10 protein-coding genes are annotated in these 17,363 nt (G+C 44.9%); 8 read left to right on the top strand and 2 right to left on the bottom strand.

The genetic code is table 11. The features are described 5' to 3' along the window. The first annotated feature begins 51 nt into the window (after positions 1–51). From PH235_RS10385 to PH235_RS10365, 5 genes are all read left to right on the top strand, one after another. Positions 52–2,760, top strand: coding sequence for a cation-translocating P-type ATPase (locus PH235_RS10385; RefSeq protein WP_411354485.1), 2,709 nt, complete (start codon positions 52–54; stop codon positions 2,758–2,760). A gap of 305 nt (positions 2,761–3,065) precedes the next feature. Next, complete coding sequence (locus PH235_RS10380) at positions 3,066–3,425, top strand: DUF2294 domain-containing protein (protein WP_272162270.1); 360 nt, start codon at positions 3,066–3,068, stop codon at positions 3,423–3,425. Positions 3,426–3,767: 342 nt separating this feature from the next. Continuing rightward, a complete protein-coding gene (locus PH235_RS10375; protein WP_272162269.1) occupies positions 3,768–5,006 on the top strand; it encodes an L-lactate MFS transporter in 1,239 nt (412 codons plus the stop codon). A gap of 3 nt (positions 5,007–5,009) precedes the next feature. Continuing rightward, complete coding sequence (locus tag PH235_RS10370; RefSeq protein WP_272162268.1) at positions 5,010–5,852, top strand: DUF6671 family protein; 843 nt, start codon at positions 5,010–5,012, stop codon at positions 5,850–5,852. A 254-nt stretch (positions 5,853–6,106) separates the two neighbouring features. Next, a complete protein-coding gene (locus tag PH235_RS10365) occupies positions 6,107–8,710 on the top strand; it encodes a cation-translocating P-type ATPase (protein WP_272162267.1) in 2,604 nt (867 codons plus the stop codon). Between the two features lie 382 nt (positions 8,711–9,092). Here PH235_RS10365 and PH235_RS10360 read toward each other — a convergent pair whose 3' ends face one another. Next, the gene (locus PH235_RS10360; RefSeq protein WP_411354479.1) at positions 9,093–11,825 is read right to left on the bottom strand and encodes a cation-translocating P-type ATPase; all 2,733 of its coding nucleotides are present in this window, start codon (positions 11,823–11,825) and stop codon (positions 9,093–9,095) included. Positions 11,826–12,080: 255 nt separating this feature from the next. After that, the gene (locus tag PH235_RS10355; protein WP_086627271.1) at positions 12,081–13,544 is read right to left on the bottom strand and encodes an NCS2 family permease; all 1,464 of its coding nucleotides are present in this window, start codon (positions 13,542–13,544) and stop codon (positions 12,081–12,083) included. Between the two features lie 339 nt (positions 13,545–13,883). On the opposite strand from PH235_RS10355, the gene PH235_RS10350 reads away from it, so the two are divergent. The 3 genes from PH235_RS10350 to PH235_RS10340 are packed head-to-tail and all read left to right on the top strand — an operon-like array spanning position 13,884 to position 17,297. Next, a complete protein-coding gene (locus PH235_RS10350; RefSeq protein WP_272162265.1) occupies positions 13,884–14,591 on the top strand; it encodes a metallophosphoesterase family protein in 708 nt (235 codons plus the stop codon). A gap of 52 nt (positions 14,592–14,643) precedes the next feature. Continuing rightward, complete coding sequence (locus PH235_RS10345) at positions 14,644–16,827, top strand: Tex family protein (protein WP_272162264.1); 2,184 nt, start codon at positions 14,644–14,646, stop codon at positions 16,825–16,827. A 14-nt stretch (positions 16,828–16,841) separates the two neighbouring features. Next, the gene (locus PH235_RS10340) at positions 16,842–17,297 is read left to right on the top strand and encodes a SprT family protein (protein ID WP_272162263.1); all 456 of its coding nucleotides are present in this window, start codon (positions 16,842–16,844) and stop codon (positions 17,295–17,297) included. Positions 17,298–17,363: the final 66 nt, after the last annotated feature.

Raw genomic sequence — 17,363 nt, 5'->3', positions numbered from 1 at the left:
ATGATGAAAATAGATAATCCAACTGGAGGTTTTCAAATGGAAAACGAAAGAATGAGCAAAACAATAGTAGAGGCAAAACAGAAGGCGGTCCATCCGCACAAGATCAAGCCGGAAGGGACTTCCCTGGCGGCCTACCAGAAAAGCCTGGATACAATTTTTGTGGAAACAGGAAGCACCAAGGAAGGTCTCGATGAACAGGCTGTAGAAAACAGACAGGCGGAGCACGGGTTCAACGAACTGGCGACGAAGGAACGTGATTCGGCCCTGAAGTTGTTTGTTGAGACGTTCAAGGATGCAATGGTTTTAGTGTTGCTGGCTGTCGCCGCAATTCAGATGGCCATGGGGCATGCAGCAGAATCCTTGATAATTTTCGCAGTTTTGATGATCAATTCGATTGTCAGCATCATCCAGACAAGGAAAGCGGAAGGCTCGCTGGATGCTTTGAAGAGTCTGTCCGCTCCGATGGCAAAGGTAAAAAGGGCTGGCGCTCGGCTCACTATTCCGGCAAGAGAATTGGTTGTCGGTGATATCGTCAGCTTGGACGCCGGCGATTATGTCCCTGCGGATGGCCGCTTGGTTGAAGCTGGTTCGCTGAAGGTGGATGAAGCGATGCTGACCGGGGAGTCCCTCCCTGCGGATAAGGAAGTGAAGAATATCAACGGTTCCGTGCCGATAGGGGATCGCTTCAACATGGTGCATAGTGGGACGCTGACGGTATATGGCCGGGGCGAGTTCGTGGTAACGGGTATCGCCAAAGACACCGAAATCGGAAAAGTGGCGAACCTATTGGAAAATGCGCTGGCAAAGCAAACGCCGCTGCAAAAGAATCTGGAGCATTTCAGCAAAAGATTGGGCGTGGGTATCCTGGCGCTTTCCGGCTTCATTTTTGGTATCCAGTTCGTCCGTATGATGGGAGAAGGCACAACGGATATGGGCGCAGGCATGCTGAGCGCCTTCATGTTTGCTGTCGCAGTAGCTGTTGCTGCGATTCCGGAAGCCTTGCAGTCGATCGTAACGATTGTCCTTTCGATCGGGACGAAGAAAATGGCCAAGCAAAACGCAATCATTCGCAAACTGTCTGCAGTAGAAACATTGGGATCGACTAGCATCATCGCCACCGACAAAACCGGAACTTTGACCCAGAACAAGATGACGATCGTCGACCACTATTTGGCGAACGGTCAACCCGGTACATTCAACAATCAGCCGGAGACGTGGTCATTCGATGAGCAGCGACTGATGCAGATTGCGGTCTTGTCCAATGATGCCAGTATCAACACGGAAGGACAGGAATTGGGGGATCCAACGGAAGTTGCCATGGTCGCCTTCAGCAACAAAATGAACCAGCCCTTTGGCTCATTGCGGGAAGCCTATCCCCGCGAAGCGGAGTTGCCCTTCGATTCGGAACGGAAACTGATGTCCACGGTCCATACGATCGAAAGCGAACGCTTGCTGCTGACGAAGGGCGGTCCTGATGTCGTGTTCGGGCGCAGCACAAAAATATTGATTGATGGTGAGGTATTGCCGTTGACGAAAGAAATTTTGGACAGAATCAAGCAACAGAATGAGCATTTCTCGGAGCGTGCCCTTCGTGTCTTGGCTTTCGCCTATAGGCCGATGGAAGCAAACGACACAGTCGATTTTGATGCGGAGCACGATCTGATCCTGGTCGGCCTTATGGCGATGATCGATCCGCCTCGCGAAGCGGTATACGCTGCGGTTGAGGAAGCAAAGAAGGCCGGCATAAAGACCGTGATGATCACCGGCGATCACAAAACGACGGCGCGCGCAATCGCCCGGGACATCGGCATTGCGGATGAGGAGGACCTCGCTTTGACAGGCCAAGAACTGGACAATCTCAGCGATCGGGAATTGGATGGTATCTTAGAGCAAGTATCCGTCTATGCAAGGGTATCCCCCGAGAATAAAATTCGAATTGTCCGCGCATGGCAGAAAAAAGGCCATGTCACCGCAATGACGGGCGACGGGGTGAATGATGCGCCGGCTTTGAAGCAGGCGGATATCGGCATCGCCATGGGCAGCGGAACGGATGTAGCGAAAGAGGCGGCGGCAATGGTACTGACCGATGACAATTTTGTTTCCATCGTCAGCGCGGTCGGAGTCGGCCGGAACGTCTATGAGAACATCAAGAAAGCCATCGCCTATCTTTTCTCGGGTAATCTGGGGGCGATCATCGCAATTATCGCAGCGCTCCTGATGGATTGGGTAAATCCGTTCACAGCTCTGCAACTGCTGTTCATCAACTTGGTCAATGATTCCATTCCCGCGATTGCTTTGGGGATGGAGAAGGGAGAGCCTGACGTGATGTCGCGCAAACCAAGGGATCCAAACGAGGGCATTTTCTCCGGTGACACGCTCGTTTCAGTCATCTACCGTGGGGTGCTGATCGGGGGAGCCGTTATCCTTTCTCAATTCATCGGGCGCGGATACTCGGATGAATTGAGCGTAGCTATGGCTTTCTCCACCTTGATCATCGCCCGTACGTTGCAGACATTTCCGGCCCGTTCGAATTCCCAGACGGCAATCGGAGCAGGTTTCTTTTCAAATAAGTATGTGCTCTATGCTGTAGCTTTCTGCAGCACCTTGTACGCAGTGACTTTGCTGCCGGCGGTACGCGGTATCTTCTCGATACCAGCCGATTTCGGTTTGGTGCAGTTTGGTATAGCAGCAGGCTTGGCCTTGGTTGCGGTCGCATTGATGGAAGCGACGAAGCTAATCATAAAACGAGTCAGGAACTGATGAAATGACTAACAAATTAGGCCGAGATATATTTTCCCTTAATATCGAGGGACTTATCTATGAAAGGTAAAATAATGTATGGTCGGTTACTCAGGCTTTCTCTACCTTGGCTTTTGTATATTCAAAGCAATACAAAGTGACATTTTGCTAATAACGAACTGATTTTTTTCAATATTCAAAACATTTACCATGTTTGTTTTTTGTAAAATATATTGTAATGCTCTTGTGGTTGTGGTAAAGTTTTGTTAGGGTCTATCAGAATGCTGAACGATAGATTTATTTTGATGAGTTTGGAGATTATGTTCATGACAAGAGGACAAATTGAATCGAAAATAAGCGAAGCAATAAGTAAATTTGAGATTGAACAAATGGGCAGAGGCCCTGAGAGAATAAGGACGATAATTTTTCAAGATTTGATTATTATCAGACTTAAAGGTTTTTTGAGTCCTTCTGAGAAAAGCCTAGCTAAAACCAAGCATGGAATTGAGCTAGTCAAAAAAGTTAGGATAGCTCTCTTTGAAAACGCTCAAGTCGAATTAGAGGCTGCTCTTAAATCAGTAATAGATGTTGGAGTTATCAGCACTTACTCTGATGTCAGCACTAAAACAGGAGAAAAAATCATAGTTATTGTCGTTGATAGGAATATTGAGGAAATTTTAGCATAATAAATGTGGAAGACTTTTAGAAGGGTTTTTAATCAGTCTAAGAGTAAGCCAATAACAACATCTCTTCTTTTTAGAGTGTTGTTATTGGCTTATTTCTTTATAATGTGTAAAAATATTATATAGGAAACAAATAGATTGATTATTGCACTTAAGTTTGATGCGTAACTTTAAGTTGTGTGATAACTTGGGAAATTCGCTAATAAAAAACGGTAGAATTAAGATTTTTGGTTTTGATTTTGAATACCAGAAAACAGTAAGAACATAATTCTTGCGACGCACTCATAAAATTGGGAATCTGGTATTTGATTTATTTATACTTATCGGAAGAGAGTTGGGATACACATGAAACGGGATTTAAAAATAAACAACAAGATGCAACAAAAAGTAAGATGGCTATATGTTTTATTAGGAATAATAATTATGATGTTTCTTGGAACCGTTTATTCATATAGTGTCTTCAGGATTCCGCTAGAGGAAGAATTCCAAATTGGTTCAACAGAAAGCGGACTACCATATATGACGTCATTAGCCTTTTACGCGATTTTCATGTTTTTGACAGGCAAATATATTGAAAAGTATGATCCAAGAATGATCATTTTAACTGGAGGATTGCTTGTTGCAGTAGGTTGGATCATGTCATCATTTGCGACAAATATAATAATGTTAACAATAACCTATGGCTGTATAGGTGGAGCTGGCGTGGGGATTGCATACGGTGCACCAATGAATGTTGTTGCAAAGTGGTTCCCAGAGAAAAAAGGGTTTGCAGTTGGAATGGTATTAATTGGATTTGGACTTTCGCCACTAATTACTGCACCTCTTGCCAGAGTATTGGTCGAGTCATTTGGCGTAATGCAAACATTCCTTATTCTTGGAGTATGCTTAAGCGTGTTGCTGCCTATAGTTGCCTTCCCTCTTAGTTATCCGAGACAAATCGATATAAAGCAGGTAGAGTACGATAGAGGAAAAGTTGATGAGACGCTAAATGTCCAAGTTTACGAAATGATCAGAATGAGAACCTTTAAAGGCATTTATTTAAACTTTGTGATTGGAACAATGATAGGATTGATGTTAATAGGTAGCACGGTGAATATAGGTGTTGACTATGTAGGTATGGATTCAAAAATAGTAACGCAATTTATGGCATTGTTTGCAATTTTTAACGGTTTGGGTCGACCAATATTTGGGTGGGTGACAGACAAATTAAAACCACAAAAAGCAATGTTCTTATCGTATGCATTAATCCTTGCGTCTTCCGTCTTGATGTTGCTGTGGGGTAAGGGCAATGAAATTATATTCGTTATTTCATTTTCGATGTTTTGGTTCAATTTAGGTGGTTGGCTTGCAATTGCACCGGCATCTACCCTAAAACTGTTTGGGATAAAATATTACACTCAGAATTACGGGCTGATATTTACGGCATATGGCTTCGGTGCGATTACTGGAGTTTCGACCACAGGCGGGCTGTTAGATGCTACTGGCAACTATGATTCGATATTTTATTATGTTTTGATATTATGCATCCTAGGCATTTTTTTAACAACGAAATTCATGCGGGACAACATTTCAAAAGGGGTATAGGAGATGAGAATATTTGAAAACCGCAACATGGTTTTTGTAACAAAGCATAGCAAAGAAAGTGTCGTTAGTCCAATAATGGAAAAAGAAACTGGGTGTAATGTGATTGTCGAGAGTAGATTTGACACTGACAAACTGGGCACATTCTCGAGAGAATGTGATCGAACTGAATCACAACTGAATACTGCACGTATTAAAATTAATGAGGGGATGAAGCTGCAAGGTATAGATATTGGAATAGCAAGTGAGGGAAGTTTTGGATCCCATCCTTTTGTTCCTATTCCTTGGAACACAGAAATAGTCTTACTTTTTGACAAAAAAGAAAATCTGGAAATATATGGAATTTACGAGGGACCACAAACAAACTATAACCATATGCTTACAAGTTCTTATGAGGATGTGTTGGAATTTGCAAAAAAAATTGGATTCCCGGAGCACTACTTGATTCTTCGTCCTGATAATGAATATTCCTCAGAAATAATTAAGGAAATTCATAACTACGAAAAACTTTTTGATGCCTTTAAACGATGTGCGGAACTCTCTAAGACTGGTGTAGTGTTCATCGAAACCGATATGCGCGCGTATGCCAATCCAACGAGAATGAGAAATATCGGGCGCGCAACCCAAGATTTAGTCTCAAAGCTATTGAGCTTATGTCCGGAATGTGGTGCCCCGGGGTTTATAGTTAAGGATATAGTGAGAGGTTTGCCTTGTGAAGATTGTAACCATCCAAGCAAAATGCCTCTAAAGTATAAAAGCGACTGTTATAAATGTGGACATTCGGAGGAAAATTTGTACCCGAAGGGACAGTTTGCTTCACCGATGTACTGTGACATATGCAATCCTTAGAGGTTCTTCACTCAACACCATTCTTATAAACATCATAAATTAACAAGTAAAATATTCCAGTTACGCGAAGCCGGTACGGAAATGGTCAAAGTAACACAAAGATGAACAGTTCTCGTTCAATAATGTTTGGTGATTTAATAACGAGTCATCCGTTGGTCAACCAACGAGGACGACTAATTGTTGACCTCCTGTGTCTTATGATGCTGATTCTTTGCGCTTAACTTATACTGATTTTTTAAGAAAGAAGGATGGATATGATGGAGTTTTATAGGAAATCAAAAGATGAAATTATGCATGAATTCCAAAGTGGTATAGAAGGACTTAATGGTATTCAAGTTGAAAACATGCGTATCAAATTTGGTTCTAATGAATTACAGGAAAGACAAAAAAAATCTCCGTTCATCGTTTTTTTGTTACAGTTTAACGACTTCTTGATATGGATTCTTTTAGTAGCCGCAGTGCTGTCAGGGGTTTTGGGGAAGTTAGAAAGTACGCTTGTTATTGCTATTGTGGTTCTTATCAATGCAATATTGGGAACGGTTCAACACTTGAAGGCAGAAGAGTCTCTGTCTGCGTTAAAAGCGTTATCGGCACCTAGGTCTAAAGTGATAAGAAATGGCGAAATTGTGACAGTTGACTCAAAGGATGTTGTTGTTGGGGATTTGATGCTTGTTGAGACGGGTGACTTCATATCGGCAGACGGAAGAATTATTGATTCATTCAGTCTAAGGGCGGATGAAAGCTCACTAACAGGCGAGTCAGTAAGTGTTGAAAAAGATACTTTACCCATTAATGAAATAAACTTATCTCCTGGAGATCAGCATAATATGATTTTTTCTGGAACGCATATCACTTATGGGCGAGGCCGGGCTATTGTTACAGGTGTTGGTAGGAGTACAGAAATTGGTAAAATCGCAACCTTAATTGAGCAGGCAAAGGAAAAAGCGACACCTCTGCAAAAAAGTCTTGATGAATTCGGGAAAAAGTTGGCTATGATAATCATTGCAATCTCTGTATTGATATTTGCCCTGAATTTATACAGAAACAATCCCCTTGTGGATGCGTTGATGTTTTCCATATCTCTTGCAGTAGCAGCAATACCTGAAGCATTGAGCTCAATCATCACAATCGTATTGGCTGTTGGTACCAGAAGGATGGCCCAGGAGAATGCGATTGTAAGAAAGTTGCATGCCGTCGAAGGCTTAGGAAGCGTATCTGTGATTTGCTCAGACAAAACAGGCACGCTGACTCAGAATAAGATGTCCGTAAAAAGGATATATACAAGAAGACAGTTATTCAAAGAAAATGAACTGGACATTCACAGAGAACATGATTTCAGACTATTGTTGATGGCGTTGCTATGTAATGATTCTATCACAAATGAGTATAATGAAATTGGTGATCCAACAGAGATTGCCCTAGTTAAACTAGGGGAAATATACGGAATTGATGAACTGGAGGTTAGGCAACAGAATAAGCGAATATCAGAGTTGCCGTTTGATTCCAACAGAAAATTGATGAGTACACTTCATGATATTGATGATAAACGCGTGATGATTACAAAAGGTGCGATGGATGTCATTCTAAGTAGGTCAACTATGATAGATGATGCAAACGAAATCAGACCAATATCACCTGAAGTTCAAGAAGAGGTAGAGCAAATGAATCATCTTTTAAGCAAGGATGGACTCCGCGTCCTTGCTTTTGGATACAAGGAATTAAATAGAGATAAATTGGACATCGATGACGAATATGGACTGACTTTCATGGGGCTGATAGCTATGATGGATCCTCCTCGACCAGAGTCAAAAAAAGCTGTTTCTGATTGTCATAGTGCGGGCATACGAACAGTTATGATTACAGGAGACCACATAATTACAGCATCAGCTATAGCCAAGGAAATTGGTATTTTGGATGAGGCATCTCAAGCTATTGAAGGATACCGACTTGAGTCAATGAGTGATGAAGCACTTAGGGAGCTTGTTCCAACGGTATCTGTCTATGCCAGAGTTTCTCCAGAGCATAAAATCAGGATCGTGCGAGCATGGCAAGAGTTGGGTTATTCGGTCGCAATGACTGGAGACGGCGTTAATGATGCCCCCGCGCTGAAGCAGGCGGATATCGGCGTAGCTATGGGGATAACCGGTACTGAGGTTTCAAAAGATGCTGCTTCTGTGGTACTAACTGATGACAATTTCGCAACTATAGCAAAAGCCATAAGTAATGGGAGAAGCATATACGATAACATAAAGAATGCGGTTAAATTTCTTCTTTCAGGGAACACTGCAGGAATATTGGCAGTCCTCTATGCTTCGCTGGTTAATCTCCCGGCCCCGTTTGCTCCCGTCCATTTATTATTTATAAATCTAGTTACGGACAGCTTGCCGGCTATTGCCATTGGCATAGAAGCTCCAAATGCTGGAGTGATGAATGATAAACCAAGAGACATCAAAGAACCGCTTCTTACTAAACCATTTGCAATTGAAATTTTCACTCAAGGTTCATTGATTGCATCTGTGACTATGGTAGCATTCTATATTGGAATGCAAACATCTGTAGCTACGGCTACAACGATGTCGTTTGCCGTTTTGTGCCTTTCTCGCCTTGTTCATGGATTTAATTGCCGAACTAAGGAGCCATTGACGTTCAATATTTTGTTTTCAAATAAATACAGCTGGGGAGCTTTCATAATAGGTGTTTCACTCCTTTTATCTGTGCTTACTTGGAACCCACTAAAAAAACTATTTGAAATTGCCGACCTTACAAATGAACAGTATCTTATTGTTCTCGGACTCTCGATAATCCCATTAATATGCATACAGGCAGCACGCAGAATTAGAAAGCGCAGACACCTATAAGATATTAATATACAAATTGAAAATTGCATATTTACGTTAGTAATGATGTAAGTCCAAAAAAAATAGCGCACCTCCTTAAATGGATACGTTTATCATACCATGATGTGCGAAGCATTTATATTCGTTTTTTGAATGTGGGCTTACGGAATGATGCAAGCCAGAGCTGAAAAAGTGAAAAAGTACTATCCCATGTGGCAGTATCAAAAGAAATAGCCGAATACTTGCGAAAAAATCGCGTTGTATTCCGACTACTTGTGTTGCGTTAATTTAATTTTTAGGAACTAATTACTTATGAAACCGCGCACCAACGCTGAAGCTCCTGAGTAACTAGTTCCTAAAGCGAAGGGCACAAATAAGGTTGTTTCTCAGCTATCCTTGAGATTTATTTCATTATTTTATTGACTTTATCGTCGTATCCGATACCGCGTAAGATTGCTTTCATAATCTCGACGAATGGAATAACTGACAAAGCAGCTGCGGCAACGATTATCCATTGTTGACCAGTCATGTCATAGATGCCGAAGATTGTGTTCAATCCAGGTGTGAATGCCACCATCAGCATCAATGCTAACGAAAGCAAGATTGCGTAGTTGAACATTTTATTGCCGAACGGGTTGACCGAGAACAATGATTTGAATACTGATTTACAGTTGAAGGCATGTGACAATTGGATGAATCCTAATGTCAAGAAGGCCATTGCTTCACCGATGTGCAGTTCAAAACCATAGTAGCCAGTTGCCAACCAGAATACGAACAAGGTGATACCACCTTCATAGATACCTTGGTAGATCATGCTGGCGAATACGCCGTTCGAGAAGAAGTTGGAAGAACGGCCACGAGGCGCTTGTTCCATAACATCTTTCTCAGCTTCTTCCAAACCTAAAGCGATAGCAGGGAATACGTCAGTAACCAAGTTGATCCACAACAAGTGGATTGGCTCAAGGATCTGCCATCCCAAAACAGTTGCGATGAACAATGTTAATACTTCACCCAAGTTAGCGGAAAGCAAGTATTGAACCGCTTTTTGGATGTTTGCGAAAACTTTACGTCCTTCTTCAACCGCGTGAACGATTGTAGCGAAGTTATCATCAGCCAATACCATATCGGAAGCGCCTTTAGATACTTCCGTACCTGTGATACCCATACCGATACCGATGTCAGCTTGTTTCAATGAAGGAGCATCGTTTACACCGTCACCAGTCATGGCAACAACTTTACCTTGGTCTTGCCAAGCTTTAACGATACGTACTTTATGCTCAGGAGAAACACGAGCGTATACAGAGTAGTTTTGAACCGTGCGCAAGAAATCATCATCAGAGATATCATTCAATTCAGCACCCGTGATGACTGCTTTAGCAGAAGAGTTCTCATTCAAAATGCCTAAACGCGTTGCGATAGCAGATGCAGTGTCTCTGTGGTCACCAGTGATCATGACTGTACGGATACCCGCTTTTTGGGCTTGAGCGATTGCTTCTTTTGCTTCCGGACGCTCTGGGTCGATCATACCGATCAAACCGGCAAAGACTAAGTCCGTTTCGACTGCTTCAGTCGTCATTTTTGCAGGTACAGCAGCGACGTTTTTGAATGCCATCGCCAATACGCGCAATGCTTGGATAGCCAAGCTGTGGTTTGTGTCCAGGATTGCGTTTCTGTCAGCTTCTGTGATTGGTGAAATGACGCCAGCTTTGATGATGTGCGTACAACGTTTCAACAATTCATCAGGAGCACCTTTTGTTGCGATCATGAATTGATTGCCTTCAGGGTGGATCGTTGACATCAATTTACGGTCTGATTCAAAAGGAACTTCAGCAACACGCGGCATGTCAACCAATTTAGCGGAAAGGTCGAAACCTTTTTCTAAACCATATTGAACCATCGCTGTCTCGGTAGGGTCACCAATCAGTGATTTGTCGTTTGCGATTTTTGTGTCATTCGCCAAGTTCATGATCTTCATGACAGGCAATTCCAAGTCGATGTTTTCATCGGCATCGTGGACTTGGCCATCGTAGTAAACTTTTTCGATCGTCATTTTATTTTGAGTCAATGTACCGGTTTTGTCGGAACAGATGACTTCAGTACCGCCCAATGTTTCAACAGCAGGCAATTTACGGACAAGCGCATTTCTGCTTGCCATTTTTTGCGTACCCAACGCCAAGATGATTGTCGTGATGGCAGGCAAACCTTCAGGAATAGCGGCTACGGCTACGGAGATGGAAACCATCAACATATCCAACCAAGGACGGCCATTGAAACCGAAGCCGATGATGAACATCAATACAGCGATGACCAAAATCAGAATAGTCAAAGATTTACCCATTTGATCTTGGTTGATCTGTAATGGCGTTTTCTTCTCTTCAGCGTTTTGCAGCATATTCGCGATATGTCCGACTTCTGTGTTCATCCCTGTAAGGACGACGACACCTTCCGCACGGCCATAAGTTACGTTAGTGCTTGAGAACGCCATGTTCTTGCGGTCACCCAAAGCAGCATCGGTTTCAACGTCGCGCAAGTCTTTTTCGACCGGTACAGACTCACCAGTCAAAGCAGCTTCTTCGACTTTAAGTGAATTCACATCATAAAGGCGGATATCTGCAGGAACAACATCTCCGGCTTCCAATACGATGATGTCACCAGGCACAAGTAATTCTGACTTGACTTGGATGATTTCTCCGCCACGTTTAACGTTGGCAAGAGGTGAAGCCATTTTCTTCAAAGCTTCGATTGCTTCTTCTGCCTTGTTTTCTTGGAAGACACCCAGGAATGCGTTGATGATAACAACAGCTAAGATGATGATAGCATCAGCGATTTCATGACCGATAGTACCAGATATGATAGCTGCAGCCAATAGAACGAGAATCATGAAGTCCTTGAATTGATCCAAGAATTTTTGTAAAGTGGTGCGTTTTTCACCTGCTTCTAGTACGTTCTCGCCATACTCAGCCAATCTCTTCGCGGCTTCCTCGTTAGTAAGTCCACCTCTGGTCGAATTAAGTTCTGCTAAGACTTCCTCTTCCGTTTGCGCGAAGAACGCTTTATTCAGTTGTTCTTTTGACACAGTATTTCCCCTCTCTTGACCTGAATGTAGTAGTGTTAAAATGAAAAGAGACCTATGCATAAAATTGTCTTTCAGACAACACTGTATGCATAAGTCTCACTATTTAAGGTAACACCAGCAGATAGGATTACTCTACTTATTGTTGACATTACCACAGCCTTGTACTGCTAGTTACTCCCCTATGGAGATATTCAGTTTAACACTCGAATTTATTATATCGACAAAATCATGTAATCGCAACAATTTATTACCGAAAACGAAAACAATTAAAAAAATGGACACATTTCCGATCAATCGGAAATGCGCCCAGTCATATTAAAGCAATGCCAAAATGATGAAGTTGGCCAAGAATAAAGCCGAAGAGAACCACACGATCGGATGGATTTCGTACGACTTTCCTTTTACGACTTTCACGATGCAGTAGAAGAAGAAGCCGGCTGCGATACCGTAGGAAATGCTGTAAGAAAGACCCATGAAGATGGATGCGAAGAAAGCAGGGATCGCATCTTCCAGATCATGCCAGTTGATTTCCGTGAATGATCCCATCATCAAAATACCGACAAGGATCAAAGCAGGAGCTGTTGCAGCAGCGGGAACAACACCAATCAGCGGTGCGAAGAATGCGCTGATGATGAACATACCGGCAACAACAACCGCAGTCAAACCAGTACGTCCGCCAGCACCGATACCGGCAGCACTTTCAACGTAAGTAGTAGTATTTGAAGTACCGAAGATCGAACCGATTACCGTACCGACTGAATCGGCGAACAAAGCTTTGTCCATTTTCGAACTGAATCCGGATCCTTCTTCAAGCGCTTTTTCATCTTCTTCAGAGAAGATACCAGTACGACGGCCAGTTCCGATGAATGTACCGATTGTGTCGAAAGTATCGGAAAGGCTGAATGCGAAGATGGTCATCAATACTAAAGGCAGTTGGGAAACATCGGAGAACAAGGACAAAAGACCTTCTGAACCGAATGCAGCACCGAATGTTACGCCTAATTCGGAAATAGCAGTTGCAAGCGAGTTTGCTTGCAGGCTTGCTGTTGAAATATCAACAACACCCATCGGGATACCCAAAAGAGTAGTGGCAACGATACCGATAAGGATAGCGCCGCGGACATTTTTGACCATCAGTACAGCTGTAATGACCAAACCGATCAAAGCCAATAAAGCAGGCATTTGCGTGAAATTAACCAAGGCAGGGACGATGCCGCCGCCAGTTACGACTGATCCTACTCCGCCAGTGAAAGTCTCAGCTGTTGCGTCATAAGGAGCGCCGTTGATTGCAGTGATGGAGCTGGCGTCGGAAGAGAATTCCAAAAAGCCGGCATTTTTGATCCCGATATAAGCGATGAAGATGCCGATACCGCCGCTGATTGCATGCTGCAGGCTTTCAGGAATCGATTTGATGATCATTTTTCTGATTTTTGTTACTGTGATCAGAACGTTGACCATCCCACAGATGAATACCATGGCCAAAGCTTGTTGCCAAGTGAAACCAAGTGAGAAGACAACAGTGAAAGTGAAGAAGGCGTTCAAGCCCATACCCGGTGCCAAAGCATAAGGTACGTTTGCGAAAAGGCCCATCACCAAAGTGCTGACTGCAGCGGAAATGATTGTTGCCAAGAAGACTGCTTGGCTAGGCATCCCAGATAAAGAAAGGATTGCCGGATTGACGAAAATGATATACGACATTGCGAAGAAAGTTGTGATCCCCGCAACAACTTCTGTGGAAACTGTTGTTCCGTGTTCTTTGAGTTTAAAGAAATTTTCCATTTTGAAAAGATCTCCCATCTGAATTTTTTTCGGCAGCGACAGGAAACAGTAACAATAAATGATTTCATATGCTTTCCTTGCTTACCACTCGACTATTATAACCAATCACACAAAAGCTTGCAATAAATAAGTGAATGATTTAATCAATTTATCACTTTAATGTTCGTGATTTGCTGGATTCGATAATGAAAGCGCATCAAAAATGCCGTCCTTACAACTTAACGTTAGCATTTCAGGAAATTAGGTCCTTTTTTTTGGTAAATCTGCCTGAGCAGGAAAGTCGGTGATATGCTAAAATGAGAAGGAGCGAAACAGTCTGAAAGTTAGAAGGTGATGATTGTGAAAGACGAAGTGTTTGTGGTGGGCGATGTCCATGGGGAGATCACCTTACTGAAGAAATTATTGGAAAAGTGGGACCGGGAGAAGCAACAGTTGATTTTTATCGGTGATTTGGGGGACCGCGGCGAAAATTCGAAGGCTTGTTTTCTGCTGGCGAAGGAATTGGTGGAAAGGTACGGTGCCATCTATCTGAAGGGCAATCATGAGGACATGCTGCTGCGTTTTATCGAAAAGCCGGAGGAATTCGCGGGCAATTATTTCCTGAACGGCGGTCTGGGTACCCTGGAAAGTTTCCTGCATGAGCGCATCAACGAGGAGTATTCGCCTACCGAAATCGCGCTGATGATGAAACATTACTATAAGGATCTGCTCGCTTTTTTGGCGGAGCTTCCTGTGTACCATGAATGGGAACAGTACATATTCGTCCATGCTGGTGTCGATTTGGGCAAGAAGGATTGGCATGACGGTACCGAGGAGGACTTCCTTTGGATCCGCGAACCGTTCCACAAAAAGAAGAACCGCACAGGTAAAACGATCGTGTTCGGGCATACCCCGACCTTTTATCTGCACGGCGACAACGACCGTTCGGACCTTTGGATTTCGGACGACAAGATCGGCATCGATGGCGGAGCCGTCTACGGCGGATCGTTGCACGGCGTCGTGTTTGACAAAAACGGCCTGAAAGCCGACCATATTATACAGAAATGATGAAGTTGCCGAAACGGCAGTTTTATTTTGAAAGGCAGGAATAAACAAAACTATGACAGAAACAGCACAACAAATCGTTTTGGACTTGGTGAAAGCCGAGTTGAACCAATTCAGACCCGCACAGATCGAAAAAGTACTGCAGCTATTGGAAGAGGGCAATACCGTCCCGTTCATCGCGCGCTACCGGAAGGAAGTGACAGGTTCGCTCGATGAGGTCGAAATCCGCCAAATCGAAGAACGCCATCAGTACGCTACGAACCTGCACAAGCGCAAGGAAGAAGTCATCCGCATCATCGAGGAACAAGGCAAACTGACGCCGAAGCTGCGTGCCGACATCGAACGTGCCGACAAAATGCAACGCGTTGAGGATCTGTACCGCCCCTACAAACAGAAACGCCGCACGAAAGCAGCCATCGCCCGCGAAAAAGGACTGGCACCGTTTGCCGAGTGGCTAATAAGCGGACCAATGAACGGATCCTTATCAGTAGAAGCGAAAGCCAAGGAATACCTGAACGAGGAAATGGAACTTGCTACTATAGAAGACGTTTTGGCTGGAGCCCACGAAATCATCGCCGAAATCGTCAGCGACGAGCCGGCTTACCGCGAACATATCCGCGAGTTCACGCGCAAAAACGGCCAGATCGTCAGCACCGCCAAGGATACCGATAAGGATGAAAAAGGCGTCTATGAAATGTACTACGAATTTTCCCAAGGCATTTCTTCGATGGTTTCGCATCGCGTGCTGGCCATGAACCGCGGCGAAAAAACCGGCATCCTCAAGGTCGCCGTTCTGATCGACGAAGATAAAATCTTCGCTTACTTGGCGAAAAAGGTAGTGAAGAATCCGAAAAGCATCGCCGTGCCTTATCTGCAGGCCGCTTACGAGGATAGCTACCGCCGTTTCATCGGCCCGGCCATCGAACGCGAGCTGCGCAACGATTTGACCGAATCCGCCGATGCGCAAGCAATCGATGTCTTCGGCGACAATCTGCGCAACTTGTTGCTGCAGCCGCCTTTGAAAGGCAAAGTTGTGCTCGGTCTGGATCCGGCTTACCGCACCGGCTGCAAACTGGCGATTGTGGATGCGACAGGGAAAGTGTTGGCGAAGAGCGTGATCTATCCGCACAAACCGGCCAACCAAGAAAAACGCGCCGCTGCCGGCCCGGCTTTCCGCAAAATGCTTTCGGATTACAAAGTGGAGATGGTCGCCATCGGGAACGGAACCGCCAGCCGTGAATCCGAACTGTTCGTCTCCGACCAGATCAAACAAGTCGCCGAAACCGTTTATTACGTCATCGTCAACGAAGCGGGCGCATCGGTCTATTCCGCCAGCGACATTGCCCGCGAAGAATTCCCGGATTTCCAGGTCGAAGAACGCAGTGCTGTCAGCATCGCACGCCGCCTGCAGGATCCGCTTGCCGAATTGGTGAAAATAGATCCGAAATCGGTCGGTGTCGGCCAATACCAGCATGACGTTTCCCAAAAACAACTGGGCGAACGCTTGGACTTCGTCGTCGAAACGGCAGTCAACCAAGTCGGCGTCAACCTGAACACTGCCAGCGCGCCATTGCTGCAGCACGTCGCCGGCCTGAACAAAACGATCGCGAACAACATTGTCGCTTTCCGAGAAGAGAACGGCGCCTTCGATAGCCGCCAACAGTTGAAGAAAGTGCCGCGCCTGGGCCCGAAAGCTTTCGAACAATCGGTCGGCTTCATGCGCATCGCCAACGGCAAGAATATCCTAGACAACACGGATATCCATCCGGAATCGTATCCAGCCGCCAAAGAAGTGTTGGCATTGGCCGGTCTCAGCCTGAAGGACATCGGCACCGAACAAGCCCGCGAAGCGCTGGGCGCCTTGGATCGCACCAAAGCCCGCGAAGTGACCGGTCTTGGTAAAGAAACCTTGCAGGACATCATTGCCGGCCTGACCAAACCAGGCCGCGATCCGCGCGACGACATCGCGCAACCATTGCTGCGCCAAGATGTACTCTCGATGGAAGACCTGAAACCGGGCATGGAACTGCAAGGAACCGTCCGCAACGTCGTTGACTTCGGCGCCTTCGTCGACATCGGCGTCAAACAGGACGGCATGGTCCACATCTCAAAACTCAGCAACCGCTTCGTCAAACATCCATCCGATGTAGTCGCAGTCGGCGACATCGTAACCGTCTGGGTCGATAATGTCGACACGAACAAAGGCCGGGTTGCCCTGACGATGCTACCGCAAAAATAATGAGGACCCTATAAATGAACGAACAAGAACTGCAGCGATTGGTGGAGCATATTTCACACACTGTTTTCCGGAAACCGTTCCGCCACTGTGCCACTTTCAACCGCCGCCTGCGCACGACGGGCGGGCGCTACCACCTGAATAGCCATAACCTGGATTTCAATCCCTTGGTGCTGGAAATGCACGGTCCGGAAGAACTGGAAAAGGTCGTGAAGCATGAACTCTGCCACTATCATCTGCACATGGAAGGGCGAGGGTACCGCCACATCGATGCCGATTTCCGGAGCCTGCTGAAGGAAAGTGGCGGGAGCAGGTTTGTAAAGGATCTTAGGCAAGCTGGAACTATTGCGCCGCCGAAATGGCTTTATAGTTGCAGTGCATGCGGGCAGCTTTATCCGAGGAAGCGAAGGATTGATTTGAAGAAGTATGTTTGTGGGAAGTGCAAGGGGAAGTTGCGATTGAAGATAGAATAGAGAAGTGATTAATATTAAAAGCCCGAAGAATCTGAAAATAGATTCTCCGGGCTTATTTGTGTATGA

This window comes from Trichococcus sp. K1Tr, from assembly GCF_028309625.1.
In the GTDB taxonomy this organism is placed as follows: Bacteria; Bacillota; Bacilli; order Lactobacillales; family Aerococcaceae; genus Trichococcus.
Note: the sequence above shows the minus strand (reverse complement) of the source record. Positions and strands in the feature narration are given on the sequence as shown.